The sequence below is a fragment of the Novosphingobium sp. SG754 genome (genome assembly GCF_013149315.1).
GTDB lineage: Bacteria > Pseudomonadota > Alphaproteobacteria > Sphingomonadales > Sphingomonadaceae > Novosphingobium > Novosphingobium capsulatum.
The window spans coordinates 204,994-227,650 of record NZ_JABGCC010000005.1 but is presented as its reverse complement, the minus strand read 5'-3'; the positions used below and the strand labels follow the sequence as shown (position 1 = coordinate 227,650).

Below are 22,657 nucleotides of genomic sequence, written 5' to 3'. Positions count from 1 at the left end.
GCAAAACTGTCATCTTGGGCTAAGGGCGGCGCGAGGATCAGGATCACCAAAGGACTCGAGGGAAACGCCATGAAGATCATGTCCGGCAACGGCAACCTGCCGCTGGCCCGCGCCATTGCGGCCTATCTGGAACTGCCGCTGACCGACGCCTCGGTGCGCCGCTTTGCCGACGAGGAAGTCTTCGTGGAAATCCACGAGAACGTGCGCGGCGAAGATGTCTTCCTGGTGCAGTCCACCAGCTATCCCGCCAACGACAACCTGCTCGAGCTGCTGATCTGCATCGATGCGCTGCGCCGCGCCTCGGCCAAGCGGATCACCGCCGTGGTGCCATACTTCGGCTATGCCCGCCAGGACCGCAAGCCGGGGCCGCGCACGCCGATCTCGGCCAAGCTGGTGGCCAACCTGATTACCACGGCCGGGGCCGATCGCGTCCTCGCGGTCGATCTCCATGCCGGGCAGATCCAGGGCTTCTTCGATATCCCGACGGACAACCTGTTTGCCGCGCCGGTCATGGCCGCCGATATCCAGACCCGCTATGGCGGGCAGGAACTGATGGTCGTTTCGCCCGACGTGGGCGGCGTGGTGCGCGCCCGCGCCCTTGCCAAGCGGCTCGACAACGCGCCGCTGGCCATCGTCGACAAGCGCCGCGATCGCCCCGGCCAGTCCGAAGTGATGAACATCATCGGCGACGTGAAGGGCCGCATGTGCATCCTGATCGACGATATCATCGATTCGGGCGGCACGCTGTGCAACGCCGCGCAGGCCCTCATGGATGCCGGTGCGGCCGGGGTCGCGGCCTATATCACCCACGGCGTGCTGTCGGGCGCGGCTGTGGCCCGCGTCGGCAATTCGGCGCTCAAGGAACTGGTGATCACCGACACCATCCTGCCGACCGAAGCGACCAAGGACTGCGACAGCATCCGCATCCTGACCATCGCTCCGCTGATCGGCGAGGCGATCCGCCGCATTGCCGACGAAAGCTCGGTCTCCAGCCTGTTCGACTGATCCCGCGCGATCCGGTCCTGGGTATTACTGCCAGGGCCGGATGCCGCCCGGTGCAATCCGCTCGGTCATTTCCAGGCGGCGCGCCTGGCGGGTTTCCAGCGACAGCGTCATCAGTGGCTGCGCCAGATCGACGAACTGGCGCGGCGACATGCCGAACATTGCGGTGAATTCCCGGATCAGATGGCTCTGGTCGTAATAGCGCAGCGCCAGGGTTTCCCCTTCCGCATCGTCGGCCACGCCGCGCAGGTGGCTCGCCATGTCGAGCGCGCGGGCGCGGCGCAGCACCTGCTTGGGCGTCATGCCGAAATCGCGCCGCACGATCCGCTCCAGCCGGCGCTGCTCGATCCCGCATTGCTGGGCAAATTCGCCCACGCCGATGGCGGGGTTGGCCAGCGCTGCCGCTTCGAAACGGGCGGAAACCGCATCGGGTTCTGCTGTGCCGCGCCAGGCGATCACCGCGCGCAGGGCCTCTTCCATCGCCTGGCACCAGTCTTCGGGCGAGGCGGCCGGATCGAACATCTCCAGCCAGTGATCCGGGTTCAGGCCCAGCTGGTCGATCGTGGCAAAGCGGTCGGTCAGTTCGGCCTCGGGCAGGCGGGCCAGAACGTGGGCCGCGCCCGGACGCAACACGGCGCCCACGCTGGTAAAGCTGCCGGTTACGCCCACGGCCATGCGCTGGGTATTGGGGCCAAACACCAGCGCCGCCCGGCCCAGCGCGCGCAAGCCATCGCGGGTCTGCGCCGTCCATTCCCCGCGCAGTTGCACGCGGATGCAGGCGGTATCGGCCAGTAGCCCGCATTGCAGGGCATGGCCCGCCGGGGCATCGACCACGGTGACATAGAACCGGCCGATCCACGGCGCCAGGTCGGGCGCTGGCGCGCGGTTGTAAGACAGTGGCTGCCCCTGGCGGGTGAATCCCGCGGCCGGCGCAATCGCCCGGTCCACAGCCGGCCTGATCTGGCGACTCATGCTTGCTTTGCCCCCTGAATGCCCTGCTTGCGCTCTTGTCCGCCTTTCGCAAACCTCAAATGTTGCATCCTGCCCCTGTACTGCCGCCGTGCCGCACCGGGCCGGAGCAACGTTCTTGACCGCTTCGGCCCGATCGGCAAAGCACTGGGCCATGAAGCTCGATGACGACATTGCCCTGGCCCACCGCCTGGCCGACGCTGCCGGCGCCGCGATCCGGCCCTATTTTCGCAGCGTGACCGCCGAACGCAAGGGGGATGCCACGCCGGTGACCCTGGCAGACCGCGCGGCAGAAGAGGCGATGCGTACCATTCTGGCCGCTGAGCGCCCCGATGACACCGTCATCGGCGAGGAATTCGGCACGCGCGAGGGCACTTCGGGCCGCAGCTGGGTGCTCGACCCGATCGATGGCACGGCCGGCTTCCTCGCCGGGCGCGCGCTGTTCGGCACGCTGATCGCGCTCTTGGTCGATGGCTTTCCGGTGATGGGCGTGATCGACCAGCCGATCGCCAACGAACGCTGGCTGGGCGCCTCGGGCCGCGAAACCACGCTCAACGGCCAGCCGGTGAAGACCCGCCCCTGCCGCGAGCTGGCCGAGGCGACGATTGCCACCACCGGGCCGCACTATTTCAGCCAGCATGAAGGCGACCACTTCATGGCGCTGGCCGGCCAGACCGACTACCGCCGCATGGTGATGGGTGGCGATTGCTACAACTATGCTATGCTCGCCACTGGCCAGCTCGACATCGTGTGCGAGGCTGGCCTCAAGCTGCACGACTGGGCCGCGCTGGTGCCGGTGGTCGAAGGGGCCGGCGGCACGATGTCCGATTGGAACGGCGATCCGCTGCATATCGGCTCGGAAGGCCACGTCCTTGCCTTGGGCGATCCGGCGCGCCTGGACGACGCGATCGAAGCGCTTGCCGCAGGGCACAGCCACCGGCACTGAACGGCTTCGGCCGCGTTGTGCCTGCCATGACCACTGCTGCATCCACCATCGTGATCACGGGCGCGGGTGCCGGTATCGGCCGGGGCACCGCCTTGCACTTTGCCGCGCTCGGCTGGCGCGTGGTCGCGCTTGATCGCGATGCCAAGGCGCTCAAGGAGCTGGGGGCCATGCTGCCGCGCGGGCAGGGCTTGACGATCGCTTGCGACGTGGGCCGGGAAAAGCCCGTGGCCCGCGCCTTTGCCCGCATTGCCGCCTGGGCAGGCGATGGTATCGATTGCCTGGTCAACAACGCTGGCATCGCCGATCCCTATTGCGGCCCGCTGGAAGACCTGGCCCTGGCGGACTGGCAGCGCTGGATCGATGCTTCGCTCACCGCCGCGTTCCTGTGCAGCCGTGCGGCCCTGCCCTTGCTGCAACGGCGCAGCGGCGCCAGCGTGGTCAACATCGCGTCAACGCGGGCCTTGCAATCCGAACCCGATACTTATGCCTATGCCGCCGCCAAGGGCGGGCTGTGCGCGCTCACCCACGCCATGGCGGTGGGCCTGGGGCCGCAGGTGCGGGTCAACGCTGTGCTGCCCGGCTGGATCGAAACCGGCCCGTGGCAGCGTGCCGACCGGGCTCACGCGGCGGACCACCGCGCCATCGATGAAGCGCAGCATCCTGCCGGGCGCGTTGGCACGGTGCAGGACATTGCCACCACTATTGCCTGGCTCGCCAGCCCGGATGCCGGCTTCGTCACCGGGCAGCAGATCGTGGTGGACGGCGGCATGACCCGCAAGATGATCTACGCCGAATGATGGCGGCCGATTAGACACTTGTTCAATATCGTTACCCATGCAACCTTGCCTGCCATCCCCCAACAAGAGGATGGTGCATGACAACGATAAAGAGCGTGGCGCTGGGAGCGGCCGCGCTGGTGGCGCTGGCAACCGGCAGCGCGCAGGCCAAGACCGTGGTGGTGCGCGCCGCGCACATGATCGACGTGCTGGCCGGCAAGCGGGTCGATGGCGCGCAAGTGGTGATCACCGATGGCCGTATCACGGCTGTTGGCAAGAGTGGCGATGCTGTGCCCGCCGGGGCCGAAGTGGTCGATCTGGGACAGCGCACGCTGCTGCCCGGCCTGATCGATATGCACGTGCACCTGACCGGCGATCCCACGCTCAGCGGCTATCGCGGACTGGAGTTCACCGACAACCTGTCCACCGTGATCGGCGTCGCCAATGCCCGCAAGACGGTGGAAGCCGGCTTTACCACTGTGCGCAACGTCGGCTCGGCCAATTATGACGATGTCGCGCTCAAGCAGGGGATCGAACTGGGCTATGTGCCCGGGCCGCGCATCGTGCCGGCGACCTATGCCCTGGGCGCCACGGGCGGCCATTGCGATTCCACCGAATTTCCGCCCTCGATCACCGTGCCTTCGCCGCAGATCGCCAACACGCCCGAAGAGTTCCGCGCGCTGGTGCGCAAGGTGCGCAAGTATGGCGCGGAAGTGATCAAGATCTGCGCCACCGGCGGCGTCTTTTCCAAGACCGATTCGGTCGGCGCCCAGCAGATGAGCTTTGACGAACTCAAGGCCGTGGCCGACGAAGCGCACATGCTCGGCATGCGTGTAGCGGCCCATGCCCATGGCACCGCCGGCATCAACGACGCGCTGCGCGCCGGGATCGACACGATCGAGCACGCCAGCCTGGCCGACGAGGAAAGCTTCAAGCTGGCCAAGGCCAAGGGCGCCTGGCTCGACATGGATATCTACAACGACGACTATATCCTGGCCGAAGGCGAGAAGAACGGCGTCTTCCCGGAAAGCCTGGCCAAGGAAAAGATGATCGGCCGCAAGCAGCGCGAAACCTTCCGCGCCGCGCATGCTGCCGGGGTCAAGCTGCTGTTCGGCACCGATGGCGGCGTCTATCCCAACGGCTACAACGCGCGCCAGTTCGCGAAGATGGTGGAATGGGGCATGACCCCGATCGAGGCGATCCAGGCCGCCACCAAGAGCGCCGCCGAAGCGCTCGATCGCACGGCTGACGTGGGCGCCATTGCCACGGGCCGTTATGGCGATCTCATCGCCGTCGACGGCGATCCGCTGGCTGACGTGCGCACGCTGGAACACGTCGCTTTCGTGATGAAGGGTGGCGAGGTGGTGAAGGCCGCGCAGTAAGCAACAAGCCCTCCCCTAACCCCTCCCGCACGCGGGAGGGGGACTTGAAGGGGGCACCTCTACTCCCCTCCCGCGTGCGGGAGGGGCTGGGGGAGGGCATGTTCCCACCCGCCCCAAGCCGCGCTCACTCCTCCGCCGCTTGGCTGTTCAACTGGATATAGTTGTGGATGCCCATCTGCTTGATCAGGTCGAGCTGGGTTTCCAGGGTATCGATATGCTCTTCCTCGCTTTCGAGGATCTTTTGCAGCAGATCGCGGCTGACATAGTCGCGCACCGTTTCGCAATGGGCGATGCCGTCTTTCAGCAGGGGCACGGCCTCGTATTCCAGGGCGAGGTCGGCCTTGAGCACTTCCTCCACCGACTCGCCCACTTTCAGACGGCCCAGCGCCTGGAAATTGGGCAACCCATCGAGAAATAGGATGCGATCGGCCAGGAGATCGGCGTGCTTCATCTCGTCGACCGATTCGTGCCGTTCGAAATCAGCGAGCTTCTTCACGCCCCAGTGCGAGAGCAGGCGATAGTGCAGCCAGTACTGGTTGATCGCGGTCAGTTCGTTGAACAGGGCCTTGTTCAAAAACTCGATGACCTTGGCATCGCCCTTCATGGCCGAACCTTCCTATGCCGTTGAACTGGAAGGCAGGGTAAGCGAGCGAGGGAGCCGGGGCAATGCGCAGTTGCGCCGCGCACCACGGTCCGCCTTATCACGCCATCGCGCAGGCGCGCTCGTCGGCCACCACGTCGTCGGCATCGTCCAGGCACTGTCGGCACTGTGCCTGGCAGCCCAGCGTTCCATAGAGCGCTTCGGCATCGCCGCGGGCGTGGCAACGGGCGGCCTGGCGCAGATCTTTCTCGCGGATGGCATTGCAGATGCAGATGTACATGGCGCTGAGTGCTTTCGCTCATGAGAACGATTCGCAAGGTAATGCGATTCATTCTCATGAGCAAGGGGTAAAGCGATCCTTGCCGCCGGTTCCGTAGCGTTCCGGGCACGCCTTGCAATGCGCATGGGCGCCCGCTACATGGGCGGCCAGCATCGAGAGTTGGGGGCGACGCCCCAACGCCAACCTGCCGGTTTCCGGGCAAGGTGGCGCTCCCCACCGGGAGGATGTGGCCGATCCGGCAACGAAACGGAGCAAGCCCCAGGCGTCCTTTCCCTCCTCTCGCGCTGTACAGGATTTGGCTGTGCAGGATTTGAAGGAAAGCTACGCCCGTGCCGATCAGGATCGCCGACAACCTCCCCGCCCGCCGCACGCTGGAAGCCGAAGGCGTGATCGTGATGGGCGAAACCGAGGCCGCGCGGCAGGATATCCGCCCCTTGCGCATCGCCCTGCTCAACCTGATGCCCGACAAGATCACCACCGAAACCCAGGTGGCGCGCCTGCTCGGCGCCACGCCGCTGCAGATCGAGCTCAAGCTGGTGCGCCTGTCGGGCCATGTCAGCAAGACCACCTCGGCCGGGCATCTGGCGGAATTCTATTCGCCGTTTTCCGCCGTGCGCGCAGAGCGCTTCGATGGCCTGATCGTTACCGGCGCGCCGGTCGAAACCATGGACTATGGCGAGGTGACCTATTGGGACGAGTTGCGCCAGATCTTTGACTGGAGCCAGACCCACTGCCACCGCCTGCTGACGATCTGCTGGGGCGCAATGGCGGCGCTGGCGCATTTCCACGGCGTGCCCAAGCATGCCCTGGGCGCCAAGGCGCATGGCGTGTTCGATCACGTCAACCGCGCCCCGGCCAGCCCCTGGCTGCGCGGGATGTCTGATGTGGTGCCCGTGCCCGTCTCGCGCTGGAGCGAGATTCGCGCCGCAGATCTGCCCGCCGGCCTTGCCGTGCTGCTCGACAGTGAAGAGGTCGGGCCGTGCCTGGTCGATGATCCGGCCCATCGCGCCATCCACATGTTCAACCACCTGGAATACGATACGCTCACGCTCGATACCGAATATCGCCGCGATGGCGAACGGATCGTGCCGCGCCACTATTATCCGCACAACGACCCGGCCCAGCTGCCGCGCAACACCTGGCGCACGCATGGGCACCAGCTGTTCGGCAACTGGATCAACGAGGTCTATCAGACCACGCCGTTCAACCTGGACGATATCGGCTGACCTGTTGCCCCTCCGTCAGGCCTGCGGCCTGCCACCTCCCCGCCAAGCGGGGAGGACCTTCCTCATCCTCTCCACAGCGTGGGGAGGGGGACCGCCCGCGCAGCGGGTGGTGGAGGGGCCCTGTTTCCCCAGGCCCCGAATCAAGTTGCCAAACCGGCCCACCCTCGTTAAGGGCCGCCCCTTCAATCCACGCGGATCTGCGTTCCTGCCTGGCCACATAGGGCTGCCACGGCAGGTACACCGCGTCGAACAAGGAGACGAAAATGCCCAAGCTCAAGACCAAGAGCGGTGTGAAGAAGCGCTTCAAGCTTACCGCTACGGGCAAGGTGAAGCACGGCGTGGCCGGCAAGCGCCACCGCCTGATCAGCCACAACGCCAAGTACATCCGCCAGAACCGCGGCACCGACGTGATCTCCGACGCTGACGCGAAGGTGATCAAGAAGTGGGCGCCCTACGGGCTGAACTGAGGAGGCTGATCCATGTCCCGTATCAAGCGCGGCACCACCACGCGTGCCAAGCATAAGCGTATTCTCGACCAGGCCAAGGGTTACCGCGGCCGTCGCAAGAACACGATCCGCGTTGCCCGCCAAGCCGTTGAAAAGGCTGGTCAGTACGCGTACCGCGACCGCAAGGTCAAGAAGCGCACGTTCCGTGCTCTGTGGATCCAGCGCATCAACGCGGCCGTCCGCGCTGAAGGCCTGACCTATTCGCAGTTCATCCACGGCACCAAGCTTGCCGGCATCGAACTCGATCGCAAGGCCATGGCGGATCTCGCCATGAACGAAGGCGGCGTGTTCGCGGCCGTGATCGCCCAGGCCAAGGCTGCCCTTCCGGCCGCCTGATCGCCTGATCGCGATACAGCTTTTAAAGGCGCTCGTTCCGAAAGGAGCGGGCGCCTTTTGCTTTTGGGGGTTTCCGCGAACATGCCCTCCCCCGCCCCCCTCCCGCAGGCGGGAGGGGGAGAGCAACCAGGCTCCCCTCCCGCTTGCGGGAGGGGTTGGGGGAGGGCATGTTGCCACTCCCCAACACACGCAACCCATCTTCCCTTCTGCCCCGCAAAGCGCTAGCGGCAGGCGCGATGGAACAGCTAGACCAACAGCAGGCCGAAACGCTCGGCGCCATTGCCGATGCCACCACGCTCGATGCGCTGGAGGCGATCCGCGTGTCCGCGCTCGGCAAGCAGGGCTGGGTTTCCGCCCTGCTCAAGACCATGGGCCAGTTGAGCCCGGAAGAGCGCCAGGCCAAGGGCCCGCAGATTCACGGCGCGCGCGAGGCGGTGACCACTGCGCTTGCCGCCCGCAAGGCTGCGCTGGAAAGCGCCGCGCTCGATGCGCGCCTGGCGGCCGAGGCGGTGGACCTGTCGCTGCCCGCGCCGGAAAGCCTGCGCGGCAGCGTCCACCCGGTCAGCCAGGTGATGGACGAACTGGCCGAAATCTTTGCCGACATGGGCTTTGCCGTGGCTAGCGGCCCGGAAATCGAAGACGATTGGCACAACTTCACCGCGCTCAACATGCCTGAAACGCATCCGGCGCGCGCGATGCACGACACGTTCTATTTCCCGGACAAGGACGGGGAAGGGCGCGACATGCTGCTGCGCACGCACACCTCGCCGGTGCAGATCCGCGCGATGCTGAAAGACGGCGCTCCGTTGCGTATCATCGCGCCAGGCCGCGTCTATCGCTCTGACAGCGACGCCACACACACCCCGATGTTCCACCAGATCGAAGGCCTGGTGATCGACAAGGGCATTCACCTGGGCCACCTCAAGTGGACGCTGGAAACCTTCCTCAAGGCCTTCTTCGAGCGCGACGACATCGTCCTGCGCCTGCGCCCCAGCTATTTCCCGTTCACCGAACCCTCGGTGGAAGTGGACGTGGGCTATACCTTGGTGAACGGCAAGCGCGTGGTCGGCGGCAGCGGCGATGCGCCGGGCGGCGGCTGGATGGAAGTCTTGGGCTCGGGCATGGTCAACCGCAAGGTCATCGAATTTGGCGGGCTCGATCCCGATGAATGGCAGGGCTTTGCCTTTGGCACCGGCGTCGATCGCCTGGCCATGCTCAAGTACGGCCTGGATGACCTGCGCGCCTTCTTCGATGGCGATGCCCGCTGGCTTGGCCACTATGGATTCGGGGCGCTCGACGTGCCCACCCTTTCGGGCGGCGTGGGAGTGAAGCCGTGAAGTTTTCCCTGTCATGGCTCAAGGCGCTGCTCGACACGCAAGCGAGCGCCACCGAGATTGCCGAAAAGCTCACCAGCCTGGGCCTGGAAATCGAAAGCGTGACCGATGCCTCGGCCGCGCTCAAGCAGTTCCGCGTCGCCCGCGTGCTGACGGCGGAAAAGCATCCGCAGGCCGACAAGCTTCAGGTGCTCAGCGTCGATCTGGGTGACGGCTCGCCGCTCCAGGTGGTTTGCGGCGCACCCAATGCGCGCGCGGGCCTGGTTGGCGTGCTCGGCCTGCCCGGTGCGGTCGTTCCGGCCAATGGCATGGAACTGCGCAAGAGCGCGATTCGCGGTGTCGAATCCAACGGCATGATGTGTTCCACCCGCGAACTGGGCCTGGGCGAGGAACACGACGGCATCATCGAACTGCCCGAAGACACCGCGCTGGGGCAGTCGTTTGCCGACTATATCGGGTCTGACCCGGTGTTCGACGTGGCGATCACGCCCAACCGCCCCGATTGCATGGGCGTCTATGGCATTGCCCGCGATCTGGCGGCGGCCGGCATCGGCACGCTCCGCGCCATCGACGTGGCCCCGGTGACCGGCACTGGCCCGTGCCCGGTCGACATCCGCATCGAGGATGCGGCCGGCTGCCCGGCATTCTATGGCCGCGTGATCAAGGGCGTGACCAACGGCGCCTCGCCGCAGTGGCTGCAGGACCGGCTCAAGGCTGCCGGCCAGCGCCCGATCTCGGCACTGGTGGACATCACCAACTACGTCATGCTCGGCTATGGCCGCCCGGCCCATGCCTATGACCTGGCCAAGCTGACCGGCGCCGTCACCGCCCGGCTGGCGCGCGAAGGCGAAACCGTCGTCGCGCTCAACGGCAAGGAATATGTGCTCCAGCCGTTCATGACCGTGATTGCCGACGACGCTGGCGTGCACGATATCGGCGGCATTATGGGTGGCGAGCATTCCGGCTGTTCGGATACGACCACCGACGTGCTGCTCGAAGTGGCCTATTTCGATCCCGCGCATATCGCCCGCACCGGCCAGGCGCTGGCGCTGGCCAGCGATGCCCGTGGCCGGTTCGAACGCGGGGTCGATCCTGCGTTCCTCGATACCGGGATGGACCTTTTGACCGCGCTGATCTTGGAGATCTGCGGCGGCGAAGCCAGCGAAGTGGTGCGCGTGGGCACGCCGCCGGTGGCGCAGCGCAGCCTGGCCTATGATCCGGCGCTGGCTGGCCAGTTGGGCGGCGTTGCCGTGGCCCAGGGTGAACAGAAGCGTATCCTGGCCGCATTGGGCTTTGGCGTGGACGCGGATTGGACCGTGACCGTGCCAACCTGGCGCCCTGACATCGCCGGCGCGCCCGATCTGGTGGAGGAAGTGATCCGCGTGCATGGCCTCGACGCCGTGCCGTCCACCCCGCTGCCGCGCACCGATGGCGTGGCACGGCCCACTGCTACCCCGGTGCAGATGCTTGAACGCCGCCTGCGCCGCGCCGCGGCCGCGCGTGGGCTGCATGAGGCGGTGACCTGGTCGTTCCTGCCCCCGGCCCAGGCCGAACACTTTGCCGATGGGCAATTCGTGTGGACGCTGGCCAATCCGATCTCGGAAGACTTGAAGGCGATGCGCCCCTCGCTGCTGCCCGGCTTGCTGGCGGCGGCACGGCGCAATTGCGATCGCGGCGCGTCCAGCGTGCGCTTGTTCGAAATCGGCCGCCGCTATCTGCGCGCCGACGATGGCAGCAGCGATGAACGCCTCAGCCTGGCCGTGGTCCTGGCGGGCGAGCGCACCGCGCGCGGCTGGGCCAGCGGCAAGGCGCAGCCGTTCGACGCGTTCGATGCCAAGGCGGAGGCCCTGGCCCTGCTGGCCCAGGCCGGCGCACCGGTCGACAATCTGCAGGTGATGGGCGAGGCGGGCAGCCAGTTCCATCCCGGCCAGTCGGCCACGCTGCGCCTTGGCCCCAAGCAGGTTCTGGCGCGGTTCGGCATGATCCATCCCGCCACGGCCAAGGCCTTTGGCCTGGACGTGCCGGTCGCGGTGGTCGAGTTGTTCCTCGATCGCGTGCCGGCCAAGAAGGCTGCGCCGGGCTTTGCCCGTCCGCACTTTGCCCCGCCTGCGCTCCAGGCCGTGACGCGCGACTTTGCGTTCCTGGTCGATGCCAAGGTGCCGGCGGGCGACGTGCTGCGTGCGGTCAAGGGCGCGGACAAGGCCAGCATTGTCGCTGCCCGCGTGTTCGACGATTTCCGCGGCCAGGGCGTTCCTGAAGGCCAGCGCAGCCTGGCCATCGAGGTGACGCTGCAACCCGGTGACAAGAGCTTTGACGAAGCCGCCCTCAAGGCGATTTCTGACAAGATCGTCGCCGCTGCGGCCAAGCAGGGCGGGGTTCTGCGCGGCTAGGGCAGCCTTTGGGGCTTCGACAGGCTCAGCCCGAACGGGGTTTTCAGGTTTTGCCTGTGTCCGTTCGCCCTGAGCTTGTCGAAGGGCACTCGCGCAACGCCTGATCATACCGCACTTGCGAAGAGCGCGCGCTCTGGCCATACCCTGTGGCCATGACCCAGCCTGCTCTTGTCACGATCGCGTCCGAGACGCTGACCGCCGCGATCAATCCGCTGGGGGCAGAGCTGTGGTCGATCACCGATCGCGCCGGGCAGCAGTGGATGACTGATGCCGATCCGGCGTTCTGGACCGGCCATGCCCCGGTGCTGTTCCCGATCGTCGGCTCGCTGGCCGGCGATACGCTGCATCACGATGGCAAGGCCTATACGCTGCCCCGCCATGGCTTTGCCCGCCGGTCTGATTTTGCGCTGGTTGCCCATGACGGTGCCACGGCACATTTCCGCCTGCGCGATTCGGCCGAGACGCGGGCGGTCTATCCCTTTGTCTTCGTGCTCGACATGGCCTTTGCCGTGGAAGGGGCGACCCTGGCGGTGACCGCGACCGTCAGCAATCCGGGTAATGAAACGCTGCCGTTCAGTTTTGGCTATCACCCAGCCTTTGCCTGGCCTTTGCCGGGCAGCACCGACAAGCATGCCCACCGCCTGGTCTTCACCAAGGACGAGCCCGAGCCGATCGCGCGGGTCAACAAGCAGACCGGGCTGGTGCTCGAACGCCGTTATGCCACCCCGGTCCGCGGCCGCATGCTGCCGCTGCGCGAGCAACTATTCACGAACGACGCCGTGATCTGGACCGACCTCGCCAGCCGCGCGCTGACCTATGGCGTGGAAGGCGGCCCGGCACTCGACGTGGCGTTTCCCGACATGGCGATGCTGGGCCTGTGGCAGGTGCCCGGGGCGCATTACATCTGCATCGAACCCTGGGCCGGCCATGCCGATCCCGAAGGCTTTACCGGCGATATCACGCAAAAGCCGGGTATCGTTCTGCTTGCCCCGGGCGAGAGCCGCAGCTTCCGCATGGACGTGACCGTCAGGGGCGGCTAAGCGGCGCGGACTATGTCCAATCGCCGCACCTTTGCCATCATTTCCCACCCCGACGCGGGCAAGACCACGCTGACGGAAAAGCTGCTGCTGCAAGGCGGCGCCATCCACCTTGCTGGCGAAGTGAAGGCGCGCGGGCAGGCCCGCCGCGCGCGGTCTGACTGGATGAAGATCGAGCAGCAGCGCGGCATTTCGGTGACGTCTTCGGTGATGACGTTCCAGAAGGACGGCACCGTCTTCAACCTGCTCGATACCCCGGGCCACGAAGACTTTTCCGAAGATACCTATCGCACGCTCACCGCGGTCGATTCGGCGATCATGGTGATCGACGCGGCCAAGGGGATCGAGCCGCAGACGCGCAAGCTGTTCGAAGTGTGCCGCATGCGCTCGGTGCCGATCATCACGTTCGTCAACAAGGTGGATCGCGAAGGCCGCCCGGTGTTCGAAACGCTTGACGAAGTGGCCGATGCCCTGGCGCTCGATGTTGCGCCGATGAGCTGGCCGGTGGGCATGGGCGGCATCTTCGAAGGCGTCTATGACTTTGCCAGCGAAACCATCGCCCGTCCCGAAGGTGACAGCCGCGAGTTCCTGGGCAAGCGCGATCCGGCCGCTGGGGCCATTCCCGATGAATTTGCCGAAGAGATCGAGCTGGGCCGCGAAGGCTATCCGCAGTTTGATCTGGCCGCCTATCGCCATGGTGACTTGACCCCGGTCTATTTCGGATCGGCGCTCAAGAACTTTGGCGTGGCCGAACTGATCGCCGCGATCGACCACTTTGCCCCGCCGCCGCGCCCGCAGGCCAGCGACCAGGGCACGATCGACCCGACGCGCGAGGACGTGACCGGCTTCATCTTCAAGGTGCAGGCCAACATGGACCCGCAGCACCGTGACCGTATCGCGTTCATGCGCATGGTGTCGGGCACGTTCAAGCGCGGCATGAAGCTGACGCCTTCGGGGCTGGGCAAGCCGATCGCGGTGCATTCGCCGATCCTGTTCTTTGCCCAGGACCGCGAGATTGCCGACAGCGCCGAAGCGGGCGATATCATCGGCATTCCCAACCACGGCACGCTGCGCGTGGGCGATACGCTGTCGGAAAAGAACGACGTGCGCTTTACCGGGCTGCCCAACTTCGCGCCCGAAATCCTGCGCCGCGTGGTGCTGAAAGACCCGACCAAGACCAAGCAGCTGCGCAAGGCGCTCGACGATCTTTCCGAAGAGGGCGTGATCCAGGTGTTCTACCCGGAAATCGGCTCACAGTGGATCGTGGGCGTGGTCGGGCAGCTGCAGCTCGACGTGCTGATCAGCCGGCTGGAAGCGGAATACAAGGTCGAGGCCGTGCTCGAACCCTCGCCATTCGATACCGCGCGCTGGCTCAAGGGCACGCCCGAGGCCTTGCGGGCCTTTGCCGATTTCAACCTGTCGAACCTGGCCAAGGACCGCGATGGCGATCCCGTCTTCATGGCGCGCTCGGCCTGGGACGTGAGCTATCAGCAGGAACGCAACCCCGACCTGGCGTTCAGCGCCACCAAGGAACGTTAAAGCGCTGTTTGTGATCGGGTACGCGGATTGGGCGGCATCATCTCTCGGGTGCCGTCCGCGCAAATGCCCTTGGGGTATTTCCCCCAAGTCGGTGACAGCATGGTTCCCGCTCTTGCCAGCGCAGTGCAGCATGGGCAGGGTGGGGCCATGAATCTGCTCGGTCCCACTTCGAACACCTTCATCTCGCAACGCCTGCGCCTCCACTATGTGGATTGGGGCAATGCCGAGAAGCCACCGCTGCTGCTGATCCATGGCGGGCGCGACCATTGTCGCAGCTGGGACTGGACGGCCGAGGCGCTGCGCGAGGATTGGCATGTCATCGCGCTCGATCATCGCGGCCATGGCGACAGCGAATGGGCCTCTGACGGCAACTATCGCGTGATGGACATGGTCTATGACGTGGCGCAGCTGATCCACCAACTGGGCCTGGCGCCGGTGACCATCGTGGCCCATTCGATGGGCGCGGCCGTGGCGCTGCGCTATGCCGGGCTGTTTCCCGAAGACGTGGCCAAGCTGGTGGCGATCGAGGGCATTTTCCCTACCCCCGATTGGGAAGCGCGCATGCGCGCCGTGCCCTTTGCCCGCCGCATCCGCGATTACATCGCAGAAAAGCGCAAGGCCGCCGGGCGCCTGCCGCGCCGCTATCCCACGATCGAGGCGGCGATCGCCCGCATGAAGGCGCAGAACCCCTACATCAATGATGCCCAGGCCCGCCACCTGACGATCCACGGCATCAACCGCAACGAAGACGGCACGTTTACCTGGAAGTTCGATCCCTACGTGCACATCGAACACCCCTACGACATTTCCCAGAACCGCAAGCACGAGCTGTGGGAGGCGATTACCAGCCCCACCCTGCTGCTCAACGGCGCGGATTCCTGGGCCGGCAATCCGATTCGTGACGGGCGGATCGAGCACTTCCGCTCGGCCGAGGTGGTCGAATTCGAGAACGCCGGGCACTGGTTGCACCACGACCAGTTCGATCGCTTCGTCGCCACCCTGCGCGATTTCCTCTGACCGCGCGGGTGCCGGCCATGCAGGCGGCCGATTCGCTGGTCTTTGCCAGCTACAATATCCACAAGGGCGTGGGCGCGGACCGGCGCTGCGATCCCGAGCGTATCCTGATGGTGTTGCACGAGGTGGGCGCCGACGTGATTGCGCTGCAGGAAGCGGACAATCGCTTTGGCACGCGCGAGGCGGTGATCCCGCCCACACTGCTCGCGCACGGCAGCCCGTGGCGCGCGGTAGCACCGGGCGTGATCGATCGCGCGCGCCGGGCGGGCAGCCTGGGCTGGCACGGCAATGTCATCCTGGTGCGGCGTGACCTGGTGGTGACCGGGTGCCATGCCGTGCCCCTGCCCACGCTGGAGCCGCGCGGGGCGGTGGCGGTGGATCTAGAATGGGCCGGGCAGGGCGTGCGCGTAATCGGCATGCATCTTGACCTGTCGGGCCTGCGCCGCCGCCAGCAAGTGCGGGTGGCCTGCGCAGCCGCCGGGCGCGGCCCCCGCGTGCTGATGGGCGATTTCAACGAATGGGCGCCGCGCGGCGGCGCGCTCCAGGCCTTTCCCGCCGATCTTTCAGTTCTCGCGCCCGGCCGCAGCTTTCCCGCGCGGCGCCCGCTAGGCCAGCTCGACCGTATCGTCGCCAGCCACGATTGGGTGGTCGACGGCATCGGCGTGCACCATAGCCCGCTGGCGCAGCAGGCGTCGGATCACCTGCCGGTGTGGGCACGGCTGCGGCTGAGTGGGAAAGCTCCTGCCTAAAATTTAGGCAGATTCTGTGTACTGCACAAGAATCGAGCGGCGGCGAAACGCTCGACAATGGATATGGTTTCCGTGAATCGCTGATTTCGTAAGAAAACGGATTTGGCACGCCCCTTGCTTTAACAATTCATGCCGGTTCCGCACCGGCTGGTTGAGGCCGTGAAAGGGGGCATGAATGAAATTCATCATCGCCATCATCAAGCCGTTCAAGCTCGACGAAGTGCGTGAAGCGCTGTCGGGTCTGGGCGTTGCTGGGATGACGGTGTCGGAAGTGAAGGGTTTTGGCCGACAGAAGGGCCAGACCGAGATCTACCGCGGCGCCGAATACTCCACGAACATGCTGCCCAAGGTGAAGCTCGAAATCGCTGCCAGCGACGACCTCGCGGCGCAGATTGTCGAGACCATCCAGCAAACCGCCAGCACCGAGGCGATCGGCGACGGCAAGATCTTCGTGCTCGATCTCGCTTCGGCGGTGCGCATTCGCACCGGCGAAAGCGGCGATATGGCGCTGTGACTTCCGAACAGAGGGGAAACCATATGATCCGCAAGATGATCAGTGGCATGACGGCAGCCGGGCTCAGCCTCGGCATGGCCTCTGCCGCCTTTGCGCAAACCGGGCCGATCAAGGCCCCCACGGCCGACCAGATGGCCACCATGGTCAACAAGGGTGACGTCGCCTGGATGCTGGTCTCGGCCGCTCTGGTGCTGATGATGAGCATCCCCGCCCTGGCGCTGTTCTACGGCGGCCTGGTGCGCACCAAGAACATGCTTTCGGTGCTGATGCAGGTGCTGATGATCGTGTCGGTCGCGGCGCTGTGCTGGGTCTGCTGGGGCTATTCGATGGCCTTCACCGGCGGCTCGCCCTATGTCGGCGGCTTCTCCAAGATGTTCCTGGCGGGGGTTTCCACCTCGACTTATGCAGCGACGTTCTCCAACAACGTCTACCTGCCCGAATATGTCTATGTCATCTTCCAGATGACCTTCGCCTGCATCACGCCGGCGCTGATCGTGGGCGCCTTTGCCGAGCGCGTGAAGTTCACCCCGCTGATGATCTTCACCGTGCTGTGGCTCACCCTGGTCTATTTCCCGATGGCCCACATGGTGTGGTACTTCGCCGGTCCTGACTTCCTGTCGTCCAACACCTCCGACGCCGGCCTGATCTATGGCTGGGGCGGCCTGGACTTTGCCGGCGGCACCGTGGTGCACATCAACGCCGGTATCGCTGGCCTCGTCGGCTGCCTCGTGATCGGCAAGCGCCTGGGCTTTGGCAAGGAAGCCACCCCGCCGCACTCGCTGACCATGACCATGATCGGCGCCTCGCTGCTGTGGGTGGGCTGGTTCGGCTTCAACGCCGGTTCGGGCCTGGAATCGAACGCGGCCACCGCGCTCGCCTTCATCAACACCTTCGTCGCCACTGCCGCCGCCGCCGTCTCCTGGTCGGTTGTCGAACAGATCAAGCATGGCAAGCCCTCGATGCTGGGCGCTGCCTCGGGTGCCGTCGCCGGCCTCGTCGCGATCACCCCGGCGGCCGGCTATGCCGCGCCGATGGGCGCCATCGTCCTCGGCCTCGTCGTCTCGCCGATCTGCTTCTTCTTCGTCACCACCGTCAAGAACGCCCTCAAGTATGACGACACGCTCGACGTGTTCGGCGTGCACTGTGTCGGCGGGATCGTCGGCGCCATCGGCACCGCCATCGTGGCCGACCCTTCGCTGGGTGGCCAGGGCTGGATCGACTACACCGTGTTCCCCGCCAAGGCCGGCACCTATGACATGGTTGCCCAGATCATCACCCAGGTGAAGGCCGTGTGCGTCACCCTGGTGCTCTCGGGCGGCGTCTCGGCGGTCCTGTTCATCGCTCTCGACAAGACGATCGGCCTGCGTCCGACCGAAGAAGCCGAGCGCGAAGGCCTCGACATCTCCGAACACGGCGAACGCGCCTACAACATGTAAGTTTTCACCAGCTTGGCGGGGTGGGGGGCCTGATCCTCTCCCTCTCTCCCCCTCCTCCGCCAAACCATGTTCCTCCTGCGAACGACCTGGGCCGGAAGCGCACGCGCTTCCGGCCTTCTTTTTTGTTCGCTCGGCAGCCCCCGGGCGGCTTTGCAAAGTTAACGATCACGCAATCGTCCCATCGTAGAACACCTGAGCGAAAGCGTCCCTTGGGCGGAGATTCTGATGGTGATCCGGCGCATGGCCTGGGGCAGGCCAGGCAACAGTGGCAATGAACGGTCCGATGGTGTTGCGGGCGCGCCTGCCGCTGCGCCCACGGCCAGGGATGCCGCCAAGGCCACTGGCCTCGCGCCCGATCATGCCACCGCGCTGTGCCGCGCCTATGAAGCGCTTGGGCTGGGGGCGTTCTGGTCGAGCGATGCCGATGGCCGGCTGACCTATCTATCCCCTGCCGCGCGCGCGCTGCTTGCGGGCGATGGTGATCCGCTGGGCCGCACCCTGCTCGATCTGTTTCACCACGATGAAACCCAGGGCGACAATGGCAGCGAGCGCTCGCTGCGCTTCGTGCTGGCGCGGCGCACCCGCTTTGAACGGCTGACCGTGCGCACCGGGCCGGCCAGCCAGCCGCGCTGGTGGTCGTTGTCGGGTGAAGCCGTGCACCATCGTGGCCAGTTTGCCGGCTTCCACGGCCATTGCGCCGATATCAGCGACCAACGCCGCCATGCCGAGGAAAGCTCGCACATGGCGCTGCACGATCCGCTGACCGGCCTCGCCAATCGCCGCCACATGAACCAGACGCTGGCGCGCAAGCTTGCCGCGCTGGCCTCCACCCGGCGTGGTTGCACCACGATGCTGATCGATCTCGATCGCTTCAAGCAGGTCAACGACACGCTGGGCCACGCTGCCGGTGATGCCCTGCTCAAGCAGGTGGCCGATCGCCTGGTGCGCCTGGTGGGCGATGCCAGCCGCGTGTGCCGGCTGGGCGGCGATGAATTCCAGATCATCCTGCCCGAGGTGGAGGATCGCGGCCATCTGGGCGAACTGGCCGAAGCCCTGATCGAGGATATTTCCCAGCCCTATCTGATCGATGGCAGCCGCTGCCTGATCGGCGCGTCGATCGGCGTGGCGATTGCCCCGTTCGATGGCGCGGCGGCCGACGACCTAGTGCGCAGCGCCGATCTTGCGCTCTATGCCGCCAAGGGCAGCGGGCGCGGGCGCTTCCGCTTCTTTTCCAGCGACCTGCTCAAGGCGGCGGAGGATCGCAAGGCCTTGGAGGAGGACCTCCACGATGCCCTGGCGCAGGGCCAGTTTGCCCTGCACTACCAACCCATCGTCAAGGCGCAGAGCAACCAGGTGATCGGGGTGGAGGCGCTGCTGCGCTGGAACCATCCCGAACATGGCCAGGTATCGCCGGCGCGGTTCATCCCCATTGCCGAGGAATCCAATCTCATCCGCACGATCGGCGAATGGGTGTTGCGCAAGGCCTGCGCCGATGCGGCTGGCTGGGAAGTCCCACTGCGCGTGGCGGTCAATGTCTCGCCCGTGCAGTTTGCCGACGAGGCATTTCCTGCGCTGGTCACCTCGGCCCTGGCGCAATCCGGGCTCGATCCCGCGCGGCTGGAACTGGAAATCACCGAAGGCGTGTTTCTGGAAGAAGGCGGCCAGACCGATGCGCGGTTCAACGCGCTCAAGGGCCTGGGCGTGCGCCTGGCGCTCGATGATTTCGGTACCGGCTATTCCAGTCTCGGCTATCTCAAAAGCGCGCCGTTCGACAAGATCAAGATCGACCAGTCGTTCGTGCGCGGCGCGACCCAGCCGGGCAACCGCAACCGTGCGATCATCACCGCCATCGTCGCGCTGGCCCAGGCGCTGGATATGGAAACCACGGCTGAAGGCGTGGAAAGCTTTGACCAGTTCGACCTGATGAAAGCGCTGTGCGTCAGCCATGTCCAGGGCTTCATCTATAGCCAGCCGCTCGACAACGACACGTTCGTTGCCGGCCTTTCCGGTGGCGATTGGACCATCGAGCCATCCGGCCCGGCGCGCCAGCGGCATCAGCGGCAGGCGATGTTCCGCCGCGTGGGCGTGGTGCACGAGGATCACTATTACCCCGTGGTGCTGCGCAACCTCTCGAAATCGGGCGCGCTGATCGAGGGGCTGCTCGAAGTGCCGCTCGACACGCCTTTCGTGCTCGACCTGGGCGATGGGCAACTGGTGGTGTCGCGCGTGCGGCGCAGCCAGGGCCATCAGCAGGGGCTTGAGTTCGAACAGGAACTGGTCAGCGATGGCAATGGCGGCCTGTGCACGCGCTATCGCGTCTCGCCCTATCAGCTTTCCGCTGCCGGGCTGACCCTGGGCGCCGGCCCCAACGGGCCGTTGCAGATCAACCGTGGCCCCAATGCCAAGGTGACGATGCCCGCCTTTGCCATGGCGACCGACTGGAACGGCGCCGGGCTCGCTTGGACGGATGCTGCGTAACGCTTGAATTGCGCGGTTCATGGCGTAAAGCCCATGCCATCATGACCGACCAGACCACGCCCGCATCCGCCCAGACCGCCAGCCTCGACCGTTCGCGGCCGCAGCCCAAGGACTGGATCAAGGCGATCCATGCCTATGTGCCGGGCAAATCGGCCGGGCTCGACGGGCAGCCGTTGATCAAGCTGTCGGCCAATGAAAACCCGCTGGGCACCAGCGCGGCGGCCATGGCTGCGCGCGCACAGGTGGCCAATGCCGCGCTCTATCCCGATCCTGACAGCAAGGATCTGCGCGGCGCGCTGGCCGCGCTGCACGGGCTCGATCCCGCGCGCGTCGTGATGGGCACGGGTTCGGATGAACTGCTGCACATCGCGGCCCAGGCCTATGCTGGCGTCGGCGATGAAGTGCTGTTCGTGCGCTATGGCTTTTCGGTCTATCCGATCGCGGCGCGGCGCTGTGGCGCCACCCCGGTTGAAGCGCCCGACGCCGATTTCGGCACCGATGTCGATGCGCTGCTGGCCGCGGTGACCGAGCGGACCCGTGTGGTGTTCCTGGCCAATCCCAACAATCCCACCGGCAGCTATATCGGCCGTGCCGAACTGGCGCGGCTGCATGCCGGCCTGCGCCCCGATGTCTTGCTGGTGGTGGACCAGGCCTATGCCGAATATGTCGCGGCAGACGATGACGATGGTGCGCTCGATCTGGCGCGTACGGCCGCCAATGTGCTGGTCACGCGCACGTTCTCCAAGATCTATGGCCTGGCCGGAGAGCGGATCGGCTGGGCCACCGGGCCGGTCGACGTGATCGACATGCTCAACCGCATTCGCGGGCCGTTCAATGTCTCGCTCACCGGGCAGGCGATGGGGCTGGCGGCGGTGCACGACCAGGCGTTCGTCCAGGCATCGGCCGCGCACAACCGGGCCGAACGCGCGCGCTTTGTCGCCGCGTTAGAGGCGCTGGGCAACCACGGGCTGCGCGCGCTGCCGAGCCAGGCCAACTTCGTGCTGATCGAGTTTACCGGCGCGCTCACGGCAGAGGCGGCGTATGTGGGCCTGATGGATGCGGGGTATATCACCCGCTGGCTACCCGGGCAGGGGCTGCCGCAGTGCCTGCGCATCACCATCGGCACGCCCGCGCAGATGGATGCCATCGCCGGCGCGCTGCGCACCATGGCAGACGCTGCGCCAGGCACGGCCCGGTGAGCGCTGCCCCCTTCACGCGCATCGCGGTCATCGGTCTGGGCCTGCTGGGCGGATCGGTGGCGCTGGCGGCGCGCGCGCGCATGGCCGGGGTGATCGTTACCGGCTATGACGCCGATGCGGCGGTGCGGGCGCGCGCGGCGCAGATCGGCCTGGCCGACACCATCGCCGCCACGCCGGCGCAGGCGGTGGCCGACGCAGACCTCGTGGTCTTCTGCGTGCCGGTGGGTGCCATGGCCGCTGCTGCTGCCGCCGTGGCGCCGTATCTGCCCGCCGGCTGCGTGGTCAGCGATGTGGGGTCGAGCAAGGCCAGCGTGCTCAAGGCCTTGGGCGATGCGCTGCCCCATGCCACGATCGTGCCCGCCCACCCCGTTGCCGGCACCGAGCAGAGCGGGCCCGACGCCGGCTTTGCCACGCTGTTCGCCGGGCGCTGGTGCATCCTCACCCCGCCCGATGGCACCGATGCCACGGCCGTGGCGCGCGTCGCCGCGTTCTGGGAAGGCCTGGGGGCGCGCGTCGAAATGATGGACGCGGCCCACCACGATCTGGTGCTGGCGGTGACCAGCCACCTGCCCCACCTCATCGCCTACACGATCGTGGGCACCGCGTCTGACCTGGAAGAGGTGACGCAGAGCGAGGTAATCAAGTATTCGGCAGGCGGCTTTCGCGATTTCACCCGCATCGCCGCCTCTGACCCGACGATGTGGCGCGACGTGTTCCTGCACAACCGCGATGCTGTGCTGACCATGCTGCAGGTCTTTACCGAAGACCTGACCGAGCTGCAGAAGGCGATCCGCAAGGGCGATGGCGCAGCGCTGTTCGACCATTTCACCCGCACCCGGGCGATCCGCCGCTCGATCATCGCGATGGGCCAGGACGATGCCCGCCCCGATTTCGGCCGCGATCACGGCGCCGTGGCGACACCTTCAACGCCAGACTGAGCCAG

At 66.2% G+C, this 22,657-nt stretch carries 21 protein-coding genes and 1 riboswitch; of the genes, 18 read left to right on the top strand and 3 right to left on the bottom strand.

Annotated features, from left to right (window positions below; genetic code table 11):
* Positions 1 to 69 precede the first annotated feature (69 nt).
* Complete coding sequence (locus FHW97_RS14175) at positions 70 to 1,005, top strand: ribose-phosphate pyrophosphokinase (RefSeq protein WP_022676495.1); 936 nt, start codon at positions 70 to 72, stop codon at positions 1,003 to 1,005.
* A gap of 24 nt (positions 1,006 to 1,029) precedes the next feature.
* Here FHW97_RS14175 and FHW97_RS14170 read toward each other — a convergent pair whose 3' ends face one another.
* Entirely contained in the window at positions 1,030 to 1,974 is a 945-nt protein-coding gene (locus FHW97_RS14170) for a helix-turn-helix domain-containing protein (protein ID WP_168351961.1), read from the bottom strand.
* A gap of 151 nt (positions 1,975 to 2,125) precedes the next feature.
* Between FHW97_RS14170 and FHW97_RS14165 the strand changes: the two genes are divergently transcribed.
* The 3 genes from FHW97_RS14165 (at position 2,126) to FHW97_RS14155 (ending at position 5,075) form a co-directional block, all read left to right on the top strand.
* Complete coding sequence (locus FHW97_RS14165; protein WP_168351960.1) at positions 2,126 to 2,917, top strand: inositol monophosphatase family protein; 792 nt, start codon at positions 2,126 to 2,128, stop codon at positions 2,915 to 2,917.
* A gap of 26 nt (positions 2,918 to 2,943) precedes the next feature.
* A complete protein-coding gene (locus FHW97_RS14160) occupies positions 2,944 to 3,714 on the top strand; it encodes an SDR family NAD(P)-dependent oxidoreductase (RefSeq protein ID WP_168351959.1) in 771 nt (256 codons plus the stop codon).
* 77 nt (positions 3,715 to 3,791) lie between these two features.
* Positions 3,792 to 5,075, top strand: coding sequence for an amidohydrolase family protein (locus FHW97_RS14155; protein ID WP_022676499.1), 1,284 nt, complete (start codon positions 3,792 to 3,794; stop codon positions 5,073 to 5,075).
* Positions 5,076 to 5,199: 124 nt separating this feature from the next.
* On the opposite strand, the gene bfr is transcribed toward FHW97_RS14155, so the two are convergent.
* Both bfr and FHW97_RS14145 read right to left on the bottom strand, forming a co-directional pair.
* The gene (bfr, locus tag FHW97_RS14150) at positions 5,200 to 5,679 is read right to left on the bottom strand and encodes a bacterioferritin (protein WP_168351958.1); all 480 of its coding nucleotides are present in this window, start codon (positions 5,677 to 5,679) and stop codon (positions 5,200 to 5,202) included.
* Between the two features lie 97 nt (positions 5,680 to 5,776).
* On the bottom strand, positions 5,777 to 5,956 hold the full coding sequence (locus tag FHW97_RS14145; protein WP_022676501.1) for a bacterioferritin-associated ferredoxin: 180 nt from the start codon (positions 5,954 to 5,956) through the stop codon (positions 5,777 to 5,779).
* 144 nt (positions 5,957 to 6,100) lie between these two features.
* A riboswitch (SAM-I-IV-variant riboswitch) is annotated at positions 6,101 to 6,212 on the top strand.
* Positions 6,213 to 6,285: 73 nt separating this feature from the next.
* On the opposite strand from FHW97_RS14145, the gene FHW97_RS14140 reads away from it, so the two are divergent.
* From FHW97_RS14140 to FHW97_RS14075, 14 genes are all read left to right on the top strand, one after another.
* Positions 6,286 to 7,182 (top strand): homoserine O-succinyltransferase, encoded by an 897-nt coding sequence (locus tag FHW97_RS14140; RefSeq protein WP_168351957.1) that lies wholly within the window; start codon positions 6,286 to 6,288, stop codon positions 7,180 to 7,182.
* A gap of 263 nt (positions 7,183 to 7,445) precedes the next feature.
* Positions 7,446 to 7,649 (top strand): 50S ribosomal protein L35, encoded by a 204-nt coding sequence (rpmI, locus tag FHW97_RS14135; protein ID WP_022676503.1) that lies wholly within the window; start codon positions 7,446 to 7,448, stop codon positions 7,647 to 7,649.
* A gap of 12 nt (positions 7,650 to 7,661) precedes the next feature.
* Positions 7,662 to 8,024 (top strand): 50S ribosomal protein L20, encoded by a 363-nt coding sequence (gene rplT, locus FHW97_RS14130; protein ID WP_022676504.1) that lies wholly within the window; start codon positions 7,662 to 7,664, stop codon positions 8,022 to 8,024.
* A 236-nt stretch (positions 8,025 to 8,260) separates the two neighbouring features.
* A complete protein-coding gene (gene pheS / locus FHW97_RS14125; protein WP_168351956.1) occupies positions 8,261 to 9,361 on the top strand; it encodes a phenylalanine--tRNA ligase subunit alpha in 1,101 nt (366 codons plus the stop codon).
* A complete protein-coding gene (pheT, locus tag FHW97_RS14120; RefSeq protein WP_168351955.1) occupies positions 9,358 to 11,748 on the top strand; it encodes a phenylalanine--tRNA ligase subunit beta in 2,391 nt (796 codons plus the stop codon). The genes pheS and pheT overlap by 4 nt, the downstream gene beginning before the upstream one ends.
* Positions 11,749 to 11,900: 152 nt before the next feature.
* Positions 11,901 to 12,788, top strand: coding sequence for an aldose 1-epimerase family protein (locus tag FHW97_RS14115; protein ID WP_168351954.1), 888 nt, complete (start codon positions 11,901 to 11,903; stop codon positions 12,786 to 12,788).
* Between the two features lie 12 nt (positions 12,789 to 12,800).
* Positions 12,801 to 14,324, top strand: a complete 1,524-nt coding sequence (locus tag FHW97_RS14110; protein WP_168351953.1) for a peptide chain release factor 3 — start codon at positions 12,801 to 12,803, stop codon at positions 14,322 to 14,324.
* A 147-nt stretch (positions 14,325 to 14,471) separates the two neighbouring features.
* Positions 14,472 to 15,341, top strand: coding sequence for an alpha/beta fold hydrolase (locus FHW97_RS14105; RefSeq protein ID WP_054131772.1), 870 nt, complete (start codon positions 14,472 to 14,474; stop codon positions 15,339 to 15,341).
* 17 nt (positions 15,342 to 15,358) lie between these two features.
* A complete protein-coding gene (locus tag FHW97_RS14100; protein ID WP_168351952.1) occupies positions 15,359 to 16,087 on the top strand; it encodes an endonuclease/exonuclease/phosphatase family protein in 729 nt (242 codons plus the stop codon).
* 175 nt (positions 16,088 to 16,262) lie between these two features.
* On the top strand, positions 16,263 to 16,601 hold the full coding sequence (locus FHW97_RS14095) for a P-II family nitrogen regulator (RefSeq protein ID WP_022674711.1): 339 nt from the start codon (positions 16,263 to 16,265) through the stop codon (positions 16,599 to 16,601).
* A 23-nt stretch (positions 16,602 to 16,624) separates the two neighbouring features.
* Positions 16,625 to 18,037, top strand: a complete 1,413-nt coding sequence (locus tag FHW97_RS14090; RefSeq protein WP_107716457.1) for an ammonium transporter — start codon at positions 16,625 to 16,627, stop codon at positions 18,035 to 18,037.
* A gap of 225 nt (positions 18,038 to 18,262) precedes the next feature.
* Positions 18,263 to 20,515: a bifunctional diguanylate cyclase/phosphodiesterase gene (locus FHW97_RS14085; protein ID WP_231627660.1), complete on the top strand. Its 2,253-nt coding sequence runs from the start codon at positions 18,263 to 18,265 to the stop codon at positions 20,513 to 20,515.
* A gap of 41 nt (positions 20,516 to 20,556) precedes the next feature.
* On the top strand, positions 20,557 to 21,714 hold the full coding sequence (gene hisC, locus FHW97_RS14080) for a histidinol-phosphate transaminase (protein WP_168351951.1): 1,158 nt from the start codon (positions 20,557 to 20,559) through the stop codon (positions 21,712 to 21,714).
* Positions 21,711 to 22,652 carry a prephenate/arogenate dehydrogenase family protein gene (locus FHW97_RS14075; RefSeq protein WP_168351950.1) on the top strand — a complete coding sequence of 314 codons (942 nt, stop codon included), beginning with the start codon at positions 21,711 to 21,713 and terminating at the stop codon, positions 22,650 to 22,652. The genes hisC and FHW97_RS14075 overlap by 4 nt, the downstream gene beginning before the upstream one ends.
* The last annotated feature ends 5 nt before the right edge of the window (positions 22,653 to 22,657 follow it).